Genomic DNA, 12,974 nt, shown 5'->3' on the forward strand with positions numbered 1-12,974 from the left:
ATGGGTCTTTAGCCGAGCCCCGGCGCCACGTTTCGGCGAAACTCGGCCGCCGGCGGGGATGGCCGGCGCGGGTGGCCTGGGGGGCCTCGCGCGGCGCTCGGTCCGCCGCGGCCTTGACGCGCGGCGGCAAAGCGGCAGCATCACCGCCGGAACGTCGTCCGACAGCGGGAGCGCGCATGGCCGGTTTCGTCTTCAACACGCCGGCGCGGATCGTCTGCGCCGCCGGCGCGGCAGGGCAGGCGGGCGAGCACTTCCGCGCCGCCGGGGTGAACCGCGTGCTGGTGGTGACGGATGCCGGCGTCGCGCGCTCGGGCGGGCTTGCCATCGTGCTCGATGCCCTGCGCGCGGCGGGCGTGGCCCATCGCGTGTTCCAGGAGGTGCCGCGCGGCCCCGATGCCGGGGTGGCGACGGCGGCGGCTGCCGCCGCGGTGGAGATGAAGGCGGAGGGCGTGCTCGGCCTCGGCGGCGGCTCGGTGCTCGATGTCGCGAAGCTCGCCGCCTTGCTCGCCACCGGGCGGGATGCCCTCTCTGAGATCTACGGCGTCGGCCTCGCCGCCGGGCCGCGCCTGCCGCTGGTGCTGGCACCCACCCTCGCCGGCAGCGGCGCGGAGGCGACCCCCATGGCGCTGGTGAGCGCGGGCGGGGAGAAGAAGGCGGTGGTGGCCGCCTGCCTCGTGGCCGATGCCGCCCTGCTGGACGTGGACCTCACCCTCACCGCCCCACCGGCCGAGACGGCGGCGGCGGGCGTGGGCGCGGTGGCGCTGGCGGTGGAGGCCTTCACCTCCACCCACGCCAACGCCAACCCGCTCTCACGGGCCCTGGCTGAAGGCGCGCTCAGCCTTCTCGCCTGGGCGCTGCCGCTGGCGGTGCGGGAGGGGACGGACCGGCGGGCGCGCCAGGCGCTGCTTTCCGCCTCGCTCATGGCCGGGCAGGCGACCGCCAACGCGCCGGCGGGCGCGGCCCATGCGCTCGCCTATCCCCTGAGCGTGCGCCATGGCCTGCCGGCGGGGCTCGCGGCGGCGCTGCTGCTGCCGCACGTGGTGCGCTTCAACATGCCGGCCGCCGCTCACGCTTATGCCGATCTGCTGCCCCGCCTGTTTCCGGAGGCGCCGGCGGCGGGTGATTCCCAGGTGCGGGCGGAGGCGTTCGCTGCGCGGCTCAGCGCCTTGCTCTCCCTCATCGGCCTGCCGGAGACGCTGGATGGCGCGGGCCTCGGGCGGAACGACCTTGCCGCCCTCGCCGGCGCCGCGCAGCGCCAGGGGCGGCTTCTCGCCAATAATCCACGCCCGCTGTTGGCGCAGGACATCTCGGCGCTCTACAAGGCGGCATGGGGGTAAAGCGAGGGCTTCGGCGCCCGCATGGCACCCCCGCGAGCGGGGAGGACACCATGAGCGGCACCGAGGCGACGGCCAGGCAGGCGGGGCGGGAGGAGCCTGCCCTGCGGAGTGATTTTTCCCACGTCCTCACCCTCAGCACCCGATGGGCGGATGTCGACGTCTACGGCCATGTCAACAACGTGGTCTATTATTCCTACTTCGACACGGTGGTGAACGAGCACCTCATCGCCCACGGCGTGCTCGACCCGCAGGCGAGCGCCGTGATCGGCCTGGTGGTGGAGACGCGCTGCACCTATTTCCGCTCGCTCACCTTTCCGGCGCCGGTGGTGGCGGGGATGCGGGTGGCGAAGCTCGGCTCCTCCTCCGTGCGCTACGAGATCGCCTTGTTCCAGGGGGAGGACCCGCGGGCGGCGGCGCAGGGGCATTTCGTCCATGTCTATGTGGACCGGGCAAGCCAGCGGCCGGTGCCCGTTCCCGAGGCGGTGCGCCGGGTGCTCCAGCCCCTCGCGGTCTGAGTAAAGGCCCGTGGGCGCGCGGGCCTTCGGCCTGATTCGGCAGGCGCAGGCGCGTCCAAAGAAGCTGCATGGCGCAAAGAAAAAGCCGGCCCGCGTGAGCGGGCCGGCTTTCTTCCCACAGTAGAGCGGGGCGCTCTCAGCAGATGTACTGGGCGCCGTTGATGGTCAGGGTCGAGCCGGTGACGAAGGAGGCTTCGTCCGAGGCCAGGAAGACCACGCCGCGGGCGATGTCCTCCGGCTCGCCGAGGCGGCCGACCGGGATGGTGGCGACGATCTTGGCCAGGATCTCGGCCGGCACCGCGCGCACCATCTCGGTGCCGATGTAGCCGGGCGCGATGGCGTTCACGGTGATGCCGTGCTTGGCCGATTCCTGGGCGAGGGCCTTCACGAAGCCGATCTCGCCGGCCTTGGCGGCGGAATAGTTGGTCTGGCCGAACTGGCCCTTCTGCCCGTTGATGGAGGAGATGCAGACGATGCGGCCGAAGCCGCGCGCGCGCATGCCCTCGATCACGTTGCGGGACATGTTGAAGGAGCTCGACAGATTGGTGCCGATCACCGCGTTCCACTGCTCCAGCGACATCTTGTGCAGGGGCGCGTCGCGGGTGATGCCGGCGTTGTTCACCAGAACGTCGACCGGGCCGACCTCGGCCTCCACCTTCGCGATGCCTTCCTTGCAGGCGTCGAAATTGGAGACGTCCCACTTGAAGTTGGGGATGCCGGTCTTCTCGGTGAAGGCCTTGGCGGCATCGTCGTTGCCGGCGTAGTTGGCGGCCACGGTGTAGCCAGCCGTCTTGAGCGCGATCGAGATGGCCTCACCGATCCCGCGGGTGCCACCCGTAACCAATGCGACGCGCGCCATAGTTCCCTCCATACATGTTGGCTCGACCAAGTTTAAAGTGAACATTCCGAAGCGGATCGAGCCACGCTCGGATTGTATCTAAGGACTTCTCGAAACGGTTGCGAGTGTCTCGGACCGCGACCTTCGATCGCGGCCCGATTTTTGACAGTAGCGTGACGAATCAATCCCGCTCAAGGCACATGGCGATGCCCATGCCGCCGCCGATGCACAGCGTGGCAAGGCCCTTCTTCGCATCCCGCTTCTGCATTTCATGCAGGAGAGTGACGAGAATACGGGTGCCCGAGGCGCCGATGGGGTGGCCGATGGCAATGGCGCCGCCGTTCACGTTCACCTTGGAGGTGTCCCAGCCGAGGCCCTTGTTGACGGCGATGGCCTGGGCGGCGAACGCCTCGTTGGCTTCGATGAGGTCGAGGTCGGACGTGCTCCAGCCGGCCTTCTCCAGCGCGAGCTTGGAGGCCGGGATGGGGCCGGTGCCCATGATGGACGGATCGACGCCGGCCTGGGCCCAGGAGACGATGCGCGCGAGCGGGGTCTTGCCCTCGGCCTTGGCCTTGGCGGCGCTCATGAGCACCACGGCGGCGGCGCCGTCGTTGATGCCGGAGGCGTTGCCGGCGGTCACGGTGCCGTCCTTGGCGAAGGCGGGCTTCAGCTTCTCCATGCTTTCCAGCGTGGCGCCGTGGCGGATGTATTCGTCCTCGGAGACGACCACGTCGCCCTTGCGGGTGGAGATGACGACGGGGACGATCTCATCCTTGAACTTGCCGGCCTTCTGGGCGGCCTCTGCCTTGTTCTGGGAGGCGACGGCGAATTCGTCCTGCTCCTTGCGGGTGATCTGGAACTGCTTCGCCACGTTCTCGGCGGTGACGCCCATGTGGTAGCCGTTGAAGGCATCCCACAGGCCGTCCTTGATCATGGTATCCACGAACTCGAGGCCGCCCATGCGCTGGCCGTTGCGCAGGTGCGCGGCGTGCACGGACTGGCTCATGGATTCGTGGCCGCCGGCCACCACCACGTCGCTGTCGCCGTTGGCGATGGCCTGGGCGCCGAGCGCGACGGTGCGCAGGCCCGAGCCGCACACCTGATTCACGGTCCAGGCCGGGCTCTCGATCGGGACGCCGGCCTTGACGGAGGCCTGGCGGGCGGGGTTCTGGCCCTGGGCACCGGTGAGCACCTGGCCGAGGATGACCTCGCTCACGTTCGCGGAGGGAACGCCCGCCCGCTCCAGCGCCGCCTTCACGACGATGGCGCCGAGCTCATGCGCGGGCAGCGGCGCCAGGGCGCCGTTGAACGAGCCGACGGGGGTGCGCGCCGCGGCGACGATGACGACCTCGTCCTTCATGATCTTCTCCTGGGGCTTGGGACTGGCGGACTCTGGAAAGGCGGGACGGCTTTGCGCCGCTTTATGGATGCCGGGCATTATATCGAGATCGGCCACGACTTTGTGTCAATGATCCATGTCATGGAACGCCCGCCGGCGGTGGCTCCATGGAATAATGACAGGGTGCGGCGTCATGGAACGATCTCCTGTCATGAAGCGATGTCACGTCGTGGCCGGCGCTGGCAAGCCCCACATGTGGCGGAGGTCGCGGTTGCATCGCACAGCCTTCACGCGCGCTGCACATAATTTGGTAGCTATGGGAGTGGAAACGCCCTAACCTGATGGCACCCCCAAGGAAAGTGGATGACCGGACGATGGCAAAATCACAAGAGCCAGTCACCATCAAGAAATACGCCAACCGACGCCTGTATAACACCGGCACGAGCACCTATGTGACTCTCGAAGATCTCGCCAACATGGTGAAGGATGGCGAGGACTTCGTCGTCTACGACGCGAAGAACGGCGACGATATCACTCACTCGGTTCTCACGCAGATCATCTTTGAGCAGGAAAACAAGGGGCAAAATCTTCTGCCCATCACGTTCCTGCGGCAGATCATCCGGTTCTACGGCGACAGCATGCAGATGCTGGTGCCCCGCTATCTGGAAGCGTCCATCGACAGCTTCACGAAGGACCAGGGCAAGTTTCGGGATCATGTCACGAAGACAATGACCGGGACTGGATTCACCGGGCTCGACGATCACGTGCGGCGCAACATGGAAATGTTCGAGCGCGCCTTCCACATGTTCCTGCCGTTCCCCAAGACCGACGAGGAGGGGGGCGAGGGCGCCGAGCCGCAGGCCGCGGGCGTCGTGCCGCCCGCCCAGGCGTCGCAGCCGGCGCCCGTGTCCGGCGGGCAGGATGAGCTCGACGTGCTGAAGCGGCAGATGGCGGCCATGCAAGCCAAGCTGGAGCAGCTCGTGGCGCGCCCCGCCGAGCCGGCGCCGCCGGCCCCCATTCCTCCGGCCCCCGTCGAGACGGTTCCCGCTGCCGCGCCGCCGGCGGAAGAGGCGCAGGATGCGCCGAAGCCGGGCGAGGGCTTCGGCGGCAACGGCTGATTCCGGCCTTTCGACCTGAGCGATCGACGGCCCATCCCGCCCGCCGGGATGGGCCGTCCGCGTTTCTGGAGAGGTTTTCGCGGGGTGTGGGGCTTCAGCCCATGGGCCTCGGGCTTCGACCCGCGCAGTTCAGTCCCGCTCAATCGCCGCGCGGGCTCGGCTGAACGCCCATGAGAACGCCCGCGAGAAAGTCTCACGGGCCCTCTGCGTCACGCCGCGTCCGGGCGAACGGCGAGATCGCGCTGGGCGACGCGGATCGACACGGAGAAGCCGGCCACCACATCGACCAGCATCACGCACAGCAGCAGGGCGAACACCGAGTTGCCCGCCTGCGCCACCAGCAGGAATTCGGCGAGGCTCACCACGAACAGCAGAATCGACAGCATGTGGTCGATGAGCGAGCGGGAGCTGATGCGCGTGGACTTGATGATCTCGAAGAAGAGAAACAGCAGGCAGACCGCCACGAACGCCTCGGCGAGGGTGATCTTCCACTGCGCGCCGGACAGCATGGAGATGAGGGCGAGCTGCGAACTCCAGTCGAGGCTCGGCGTCAGGAACGCGACGATATTGAACAGCGCCAGGGGGATGATCAGCAGCGGCACGGGCGTCAGCATATGATGCTCCTTGGAACGGCCCGCGCGTGACGGGCGAGGCCGGACATGGCCGGCACATTGCTCCGGGGAGTGTCACCGTTCCGTTGCCGCCGCGCACGGCCGCGTGCATTCCGTGGCGCGGGCCTCGGCCTTGAAAGGCGTGATGGGACAGGTGGGAGCGCGGGGCGCGGTGTGAGGCCGCCGCCGTCGGGGCGAGGATCGCTCTGCGCGCTTCAGAGCGCCGCGCGGCGCGTGCATTCTGTTGGGGAAAGATCGCCCGGAAGCATCTTGCGGCTGGCTGGCGTGAAGATCAGGCGGGAGAATCGCGCGCCGCCATCGCGCCTGGCCTGTGGTGCCCGGCCATTCTCTGCACCGGCACCCGCGTATTCGCACCGAATCGCGCAGCGGCCCGGTTGCCGGCTGGGCACCCCCGCGGAATGGCCGCGGGCGGTGCGGGATAGAGAATCGGGCCCAGGCCCGATCATATGTGATCGAGGGCGATCGGCCGCGGCCGATCACCCCTTTTGGATCAGACCTCGGCCTTGGGCTTCAGGATCTGGCGGCCCCGGTACATGCCGGTCTTGAGATCGACGTGGTGGGGGCGGCGCAGCTCGCCGGAATCCTTGTCCTCCACGTAGGTAGGCTGCTTCAGCGCGTCGGCCGAGCGGCGCATGCCGCGGCGGGACGGCGAGGTTTTTCTCTTGGGGACGGCCATTGTCCAAACTCCTGAAGACGAGACATCCTAAGACAGGTCTCGCCCACTGCGGCGGTTCGCGCGAGCCTCTGCGAAACCTCTTCTTATCTGAAGGCGCGCCTTATACAGGCTCTTGAGCCGAAGCGGAAGCCCCTTTACGGGGGCTTATACGTAGGAGCTCGTATAGAACCGTATAAGGCGCGCCTCAACAATGCCCACTTGCCAGTCAAGGAGAGCTGCGCAACGGTGCGCCCCGTTCCGGCGCGCGCCATTCGGGTGTGCGCCGTTATGGGGCTCGCCCCAATCCCCGAGGAAACCGGACCCATGAAGCGTTCCGTCCACACCGCCGCGCTCGCGGCTGCTCTCGCCTCGTCCGTCGCCTTCGTTTCCCTTTCGGGTCCGGTCCTCGCCCAGTCGGCGGCGCCTGCGGCGCCCGCCGCCAAGGCCGCGGACGCGAAGGCCGTCGATCCCGACGCGGTGGTGGCCACCGTCAACGGAACGCCCATCCGCGCGAGCGAGGTGGCCATCGCCGCCGAGGATATCGGCCCGGGCCTGCCGCCGCAGCTCCAGGGCGCGGCCCGCCAGGAATACGTGCTCTCCTTCCTGACCGACATGACCCTCCTCGCCCAGGCGGGAGAGGCGCAGAAGCTGGACCAGACGCCCGCCTTCAAGGAGCGCCTCGCCTACGCCCGCACCAAGGCCCTCATGGAAGCGCTGATGACCCAGGAGGCCAAGAAGGCGGTCTCCGAGGAGATGAAGCGCAAGACCTACGAGGAATTCGTGAAGTCCTCCCCCGCCGACCAGGAGGTGCACGCGCGCCATATCCTGGTGGATGACGAGGCGAAGGCCAAGGAAATCGCCAAGAAGGCCAAGGCCGGCGAGGACTTTGCCAAGCTCGCCAAGGAATATTCGAAGGACGGCGCCGACGACGGCGGCGACCTCGGCTACTTCACCAAGGAGCAGATGGTGCCCGAGTTCGCCGAGGCCGCCTTCAAGCTCGACAAGGGGCAGGTGTCCGATCCGGTGAAGAGCCAGTTCGGCTGGCACATCATCAAGATCGAGGACAAGCGCAACAAGCCCGTGCCGACCTATGAGCAGGTGGAAGGGCAGGTGGAGCAGTATCTGGTGCGCAAGGCCCAGGCCGATCTCGTCACCAAGCTGCGCGCCGATGCCAAGGTGGAGAAGGCCGCCGGCGCCGCGCCCGCGGCTCCCGCTGCTGCCCCCGGCGCTGCGGCTCCCGCTGCCGCGCCGGCCGATCCGGCCAAGAAGTGAGGCCGGCCGTCCGGTTCTGAAAGGGGCGCTCCGGCGCCCCTTTTTCTTGTCCGCCGTGGGAAAGCGTTTTCGAGCGAAGCGGAACCCGGTTCGCGTGAAGAAAACGCGTCATTGCAATGGGATAGAGCGTTTCGGCGTTTTCATGAAACGCTCTGGGAAAGGCGAAAGGCAAAGAGTGGCGCGCCGCGTGTGAAACGCGCCGAGCTTAAGGCCCTGCCCCTCCTCGGGAGAAACGCAAACGAAAAAGGGCGGGCCCATGGCCTGCCCCTTCGTTTGCCATGCCGGCCTCAGATTCAGGCGCGGGCGGCGTCCAGCTCCGCCACGATGGCTTCGCCCATGGCCTGGGTGGAGATCACGTCGGCGCCGGGGGTGCGGATGTCGGCGGTGCGCTTGCCGGCATCGAGCACGCCGGAGATGGCGGCCTCGATGCGGTCCGCCACCTCGCCCTGGTTGAAGGAGTAGCGCAGCGCCATGGCCAGGGAGCCGATCATGGCGATGGGGTTGGCGATGCCCTTGCCGGCGATGTCGGGGGCCGAGCCGTGCACCGGCTCGTACATGGCCGAGCGCTTGCCGGTGGCGGCGTCCACCGCGCCGAGCGAGGCCGAGGGCAGCATGCCGAGCGAGCCGGTGAGCATGGCGGCGATGTCGGAGAGCACGTCGCCGAACAGGTTGTCGGTGACGATGACGTCATACTGCTTGGGCCAGCGCACGAGCTGCATGGCGAGCGAATCGGCCAGGTTGTGCTCCAGCTCCACGTCCTTGTAGTCGGCGTCGTGCACCTGGGTGACGACCTCCTTCCACAGCACGCCGGTGCGCATCACATTGTGCTTCTCGGAGGAGGTCACCTTGTTGCGGCGCGTGCGGGCGAGATCGAACGCCACGCGGGCGATGCGGTCGATCTCGTAGGTCTCGTAGACCTGGGTGTCGACGGCGCGCTTCTGCCCGTTGCCGAGGTCGGTGATGGTCTTGGGCTCGCCGAAATAGACGCCGCCGGTCAGCTCGCGCACGATGAGGATGTCGAGCCCCTCCACCACGTCGCGCTTGAGGGAGGAGGCGTCCGCCAGCGCCGGGTAGCAGATGGCGGGGCGCAGGTTCGCGAATAGCTGCAGGTCCTTGCGCAGGCGCAGCAGGCCGGCTTCCGGACGCGCCTCATAGGGCACGTTCGCCCACTTGGGGCCGCCCACGGCGGCGAGCAGCACGGCGTCGGCCGCCTTGGCGCGGTCCATGGCGGCATCGGTGATGGCCACCTTGTGCGCGTCATAGGCGCTGCCGCCCACCAGGTCCTCCTCGATGGCGAAGGAGGCGAGGCCCTCGCGCTCCAGCCAGGCGATGACGCGCTTCACCTCGGTCATCACTTCCGGGCCGATGCCGTCGCCGGCGAGAAGAAGAAGCTTGTGGGTGGCCATGGATGTTTCCTTCGTCTGTTGCAGGGGCGGCTCGCCGCGATCCCGGCGCGCGCGGCGCCGGCGGCGGGGCCTCGCCCTGGGGCGACCGGCCGGAGTGCTAGGACTTTAGCGGTGCGAGCGCAAGGCGCCGCCGGGCGGTCCGGCGGGTCGCGGCCGGCTCATGGCGCGCGCCGTCCGCCGCGCCGCGTCGCCACCACGGCGCCGCCCACGATGAGCGCGCAGGCGAGTGCCAGCGCGGGGGTGGGCGTGGCATATCCGGCGGCCACCAGCAGCAGGGTGGAGAGCACCGGCGCCGCATAGGAGGCGACGCCCAGCAGGCGCACGTCGCCTTTCTTCATGCCGATGTCCCAGGCATAGAAGGCGAGGCCCACCGGCCCGAGGCCGAGCGCGGCCACCGCCGCCCATTCGGTAACGCCCGCCGGCCACACGGTCTCCTCCCAGGCCAGGTGGCACAGGCCGGCGAGCAGCGCCGTGACGAGGCAGAAGCCGGCCACCGCAGGGGTGGGCACGTCTGCAAAGCGGCGGGACGCCACCGAATAGACCGCCCATATGAAAGCGCAGGCGAAGGCGGCGAGATAGCCGGGCACATAGCGCCCCTCGATGCCGGAAAAGCCGCCCTTGCCCAGCAGCAGCGCCACCGTGCCGGCGAACCCCAGGAGCGCGCCGAGCACATGGGCGCGCCGCAGCCCCCCGCCCGGCAGGGTGGCGGAGAGCAGCACGATGAGCAGCGGCCAGAGATAGTTGATGAGCCCGGCTTCCGCCGGCGGCGCCAGCTTCAGCGCGGCGAAATAGAGGAAATGGTAGCCGAACAGGCCGCCCACCCCGTGCACATAGGCCATGGGCCGCTGGACCAGCACCTTCAGCCCCGGCCCGGCGAGCGCGGCGCCGAGCCCCACCACGCCGCCGATGGCGAAGGTGAGGGCGGTGAGCTGGAAGGCCGGCACCCGCCCGGTGGCGGCGGTGAGCAAGGCCAGCGTCGCCCAGAGCGCGATGGCGAGAAGACCGATGCGGGTGGCGATGGCCGGGGTCATGGCGGGAGGTCCGGACGGGGCGCCCGCGGCGGGGCCGGTTGGCGGCGCGCCGGCAGGCTGCGATGGCTGGCGCGGCGGGGGAGAAGCCGCGCCTCGGGGGAGGGCGCGGGCGTTCGGTCCGGGCCGAACGGCCGCCGCGCGGAGGAGCACCCGGCAGAGGCGCCGGCCCCCTGCGCCAGACCATCGGCGGCCCGGAGCCGGGCGCCTCCGGCGCGGGCGCTTCCGCCGGCCGGCGCCGCGGGAAACACAGGCGCGGCCATCGTCGATGCCGGCAAGCCGCCTCAGGGGCCGAGCAGGTCGATCAGCGGCGGGATCAGCGGCTCGTCGGCGGGCGGCATGGCGAGCTCGCGCAGCTTGCCCGGCCGCACCCACTTGAGGTCCTGGTGCTCCTTGCGGGTCACCGGGCCTTCCCAGCGCCGGCAGATCCACAGGGGCATGAGCAGGTGGAAGTCCTCATAGGCGTGGCTGGCGAAGGTGAGGGGGGCAAGGCAGGCCTCCTTCACCGTGATGCCCAGCTCCTCGTCCAGCTCGCGGATGAGGGTCTGCTCGGGCCGCTCGCCCGGCTCCATCTTGCCGCCGGGAAACTCCCACAGGCCGGCCAGCGCCTTGCCCTCCGGGCGCTGGGCCACCAGCACCCGGTTGTCGGCATCGATGAGCGCGCAGGCCACCACCAGGGTGATCTTCACGAGCGGTAGTCCCCGTTAATGGCGACGTATTCCTTCGTGAGGTCGCAGGTGAGCACCCGGTCGGAGCCGCGGCCGAGGCCCAGGTCCACGGTGAGGTCCACCACCGGGTTCTTCATGTAGGCGGAGGTGACCGCCTCGTCGTAATCGGGGTCGCGCGCGCCCTGGTGGGCGACGCGGATATCGCCGAAGGAGATGGAGATCAGGTCGCGGTCGGCCGGCTCGCCGGCCTTGCCGATGGCCATCACCACGCGGCCCCAGTTGGCGTCCTCGCCGGCGATGGCGGTCTTCACCAGAGGCGAGTTGGCGATGGACATGGCGACGCGCCGCGCCGACTTCTTGGAGACGGCGCCGTTCACCTGCACGCGCAGCAGCTTGCGGGCGCCCTCGCCGTCGCGGGCCACCTGCTCCGCGAGGTCGGCCAGAAGCTCGAACAGGGCGCGGCGGAAGGCCTTGAGGCGCGGGTCGTCCATATCCTTGATGCGCGGCGCGCCGCGCTCCTCGGCCACGCCGGTGGCGAACAGGAGCAGGGTGTCGGAGGTGGAGGTGTCGCCGTCGATGGTGACGGCGTTGAACGAGTCCTTCACGCCCTTGGAGAGCAGCTTCTGCAGCACGTCGGCGGCGATGGGCGCATCGGTGAAGACGAAGGAGAGCATGGTCGCCATGTCGGGGGCGATCATGCCGGCGCCCTTGGCGATGCCGTTGATGCGCACCGGCACGTCGTCCAGCAGCACCTCGGCGGTGGCGAGCTTGGGGAAGGTGTCGGTGGTCATGATGGCGCGGGCGGCGTCCATCCAGGGGTAGTCCACCAGCCGCTCCGCGGCCTCCGCCAGGGCGGGCTCGAACCTCGTGGCGTCCAGCGGCTCGCCGATGACGCCGGTGGAGGCGAGGAACACCTCGCCCGGCTTGCAGTCGAGCTTGGCGGCGGCGATCTCCGCGGTGAGCTTCACCGCCTCGCGGCCCTTGCGGCCGGTGAAGGCGTTGGCGTTGCCGGAGTTCACCACCAGCGCGCGGGCCTTGCCCTTCTTCAGCAGGTCGCGGCACCACTCCACCGGCGCCGAGGGGCACAGCGAGCGGGTGGTGACGCCGGCCACGGTGGTGCCCGGCGCGAACGACATGACCAGCACGTCCGTGCGCCCCTGGTAGCGGATGCCCGCGGCGGCGGTGGTGAAGGCCACGCCGGGCACCGGCAGGAGCTGGGGCACGAACTGGGGGGCGAGAGGCGAGATGGACGACGACATGAGGCGATCCCCGCAAGAGGTCCGTCCTCCCGCCGGGCGGCGGGGCGGCGCGGTCTCCGAGAGCAGATGGGCGACGGGCCCAGGAACCGGGATGTTCGTTCCGCCTCGCGGCAAACGGGCGCTCCCGGCGCCCCTCGTGTGCCGCACCCGGCGGGCGCTGGCAAGGGGCGCCGTGATGGCGCTTTCGCGGCACTGGCCGGCATGCCGGCTAAGGGGGCCGGGCCGGCGTCGGCGTGGCGCGGTCCCGGTGGGGATCATGCCAAAGGCTCATGAGTGTGGCGCACGGGCCTTTGCTCAAGCCCGCGCGGCGCTTGAGCGGACCTTCCCGGCACCGGTCAAAGACCGGGGCCGATGGTCTCAGATGCGCGGGACGATGATGAGCCGCTCCACGGGCTTGCCGCCCAGGAGGTGGGAGGAGACGATCTCGTCGATGTCCTCGGGGGTCTTGGGCGTGTACCAGATGCCCTGGGGGTAGACGACCATGATGGGCCCCGCCGAGCAGAAGCTGAGGCAGCCCGACGCGGTCATGGCGATGTCGCGGCGGCCGGAGGCCTCCAGCTGCTTGCCCAGGCGGTCCCACAGGGGCTGGGCGCCGTTGGCGCCGCACGAGCCGCGCGGATGCTGCGGCGGGCGCTGGGTGAAGCAGCAGAACACATGGTGCGTGTAGACCTGGGGGATCTCCAGGACTTCGACGCTCTCGGCGACTTCAGACATGGCGGCTCTTCGATTAGGGCTCCGGAGCCTGGAACCATTCAAAATCCATGCCGCCGCGGGCTGGGTTTGAGATAAGTCAAATCCCGCAATGTGTTGGGCGTTCCCCGGACATGGGCGGCGTTGCCGGCCGACCGGCAGGCATGGGGCAAGTGCGACACGGGCGGGTGCTGATTGTCCCGGTTCGCACGGGCCG

The 12,974-nt window shown here is 69.4% G+C and carries 12 protein-coding genes and 1 pseudogene; 4 read left to right on the plus strand and 9 right to left on the minus strand.

The window, feature by feature from the left end; genetic code table 11:
- The first annotated feature begins 176 nt into the window (after window positions 1-176).
- Window positions 177-1,337: an iron-containing alcohol dehydrogenase gene (locus tag V5F75_RS07195; RefSeq protein WP_394035730.1), complete on the plus strand. Its 1,161-nt coding sequence runs from the start codon at window positions 177-179 to the stop codon at window positions 1,335-1,337.
- A gap of 50 nt (window positions 1,338-1,387) precedes the next feature.
- On the plus strand, window positions 1,388-1,852 hold the full coding sequence (locus V5F75_RS07200) for an acyl-CoA thioesterase (RefSeq protein ID WP_394035728.1): 465 nt from the start codon (window positions 1,388-1,390) through the stop codon (window positions 1,850-1,852).
- A gap of 136 nt (window positions 1,853-1,988) precedes the next feature.
- Here the strand turns inward: V5F75_RS07200 and phbB are convergent, their stop codons facing one another.
- Entirely contained in the window at window positions 1,989-2,711 is a 723-nt protein-coding gene (gene phbB / locus V5F75_RS07205) for an acetoacetyl-CoA reductase (protein ID WP_394035726.1), read from the minus strand.
- A 160-nt stretch (window positions 2,712-2,871) separates the two neighbouring features.
- Window positions 2,872-4,050, minus strand: coding sequence for an acetyl-CoA C-acetyltransferase (locus V5F75_RS07210; RefSeq protein ID WP_394035724.1), 1,179 nt, complete (start codon window positions 4,048-4,050; stop codon window positions 2,872-2,874).
- Window positions 4,051-4,403: 353 nt separating this feature from the next.
- Between V5F75_RS07210 and phaR the strand changes: the two are divergent.
- Window positions 4,404-4,847: pseudogene (gene phaR, locus V5F75_RS07215) on the plus strand (polyhydroxyalkanoate synthesis repressor PhaR); the annotation flags it as partial.
- A gap of 509 nt (window positions 4,848-5,356) precedes the next feature.
- Here phaR and V5F75_RS07220 read toward each other — a convergent pair.
- On the minus strand, window positions 5,357-5,761 hold the full coding sequence (locus tag V5F75_RS07220; RefSeq protein ID WP_394035722.1) for a hypothetical protein: 405 nt from the start codon (window positions 5,759-5,761) through the stop codon (window positions 5,357-5,359).
- A gap of 508 nt (window positions 5,762-6,269) precedes the next feature.
- Complete coding sequence (gene rpmF, locus V5F75_RS07225; RefSeq protein WP_394035720.1) at window positions 6,270-6,455, minus strand: 50S ribosomal protein L32; 186 nt, start codon at window positions 6,453-6,455, stop codon at window positions 6,270-6,272.
- Window positions 6,456-6,758: 303 nt separating this feature from the next.
- Between rpmF and V5F75_RS07230 the strand changes: the two genes are divergently transcribed.
- Window positions 6,759-7,706: a peptidylprolyl isomerase gene (locus tag V5F75_RS07230; RefSeq protein ID WP_394035718.1), complete on the plus strand. Its 948-nt coding sequence runs from the start codon at window positions 6,759-6,761 to the stop codon at window positions 7,704-7,706.
- Window positions 7,707-7,999: 293 nt separating this feature from the next.
- Here V5F75_RS07230 and leuB read toward each other — a convergent pair whose 3' ends face one another.
- The 5 genes from leuB to V5F75_RS07255 form a co-directional block, all read right to left on the minus strand.
- Window positions 8,000-9,112 (minus strand): 3-isopropylmalate dehydrogenase, encoded by a 1,113-nt coding sequence (gene leuB / locus V5F75_RS07235; RefSeq protein WP_394035716.1) that lies wholly within the window; start codon window positions 9,110-9,112, stop codon window positions 8,000-8,002.
- Window positions 9,113-9,270: 158 nt separating this feature from the next.
- Window positions 9,271-10,143 (minus strand): aromatic amino acid exporter YddG, encoded by an 873-nt coding sequence (gene yddG / locus V5F75_RS07240; protein ID WP_394035714.1) that lies wholly within the window; start codon window positions 10,141-10,143, stop codon window positions 9,271-9,273.
- Window positions 10,144-10,424: 281 nt separating this feature from the next.
- Entirely contained in the window at window positions 10,425-10,829 is a 405-nt protein-coding gene (locus tag V5F75_RS07245) for a (deoxy)nucleoside triphosphate pyrophosphohydrolase (protein ID WP_394035712.1), read from the minus strand.
- The gene (gene argJ / locus V5F75_RS07250) at window positions 10,826-12,067 is read right to left on the minus strand and encodes a bifunctional glutamate N-acetyltransferase/amino-acid acetyltransferase ArgJ (RefSeq protein WP_394035710.1); all 1,242 of its coding nucleotides are present in this window, start codon (window positions 12,065-12,067) and stop codon (window positions 10,826-10,828) included. Before argJ ends, V5F75_RS07245 begins: the two co-directional genes overlap by 4 nt.
- Before the next feature lie 357 nt (window positions 12,068-12,424).
- Window positions 12,425-12,781: a (2Fe-2S) ferredoxin domain-containing protein gene (locus V5F75_RS07255; RefSeq protein WP_394035708.1), complete on the minus strand. Its 357-nt coding sequence runs from the start codon at window positions 12,779-12,781 to the stop codon at window positions 12,425-12,427.
- Window positions 12,782-12,974: the final 193 nt, after the last annotated feature.

This window comes from Xanthobacter albus (genome assembly GCF_043194895.2).
In the GTDB taxonomy this organism is placed as follows: domain Bacteria; phylum Pseudomonadota; class Alphaproteobacteria; order Rhizobiales; family Xanthobacteraceae; genus Xanthobacter.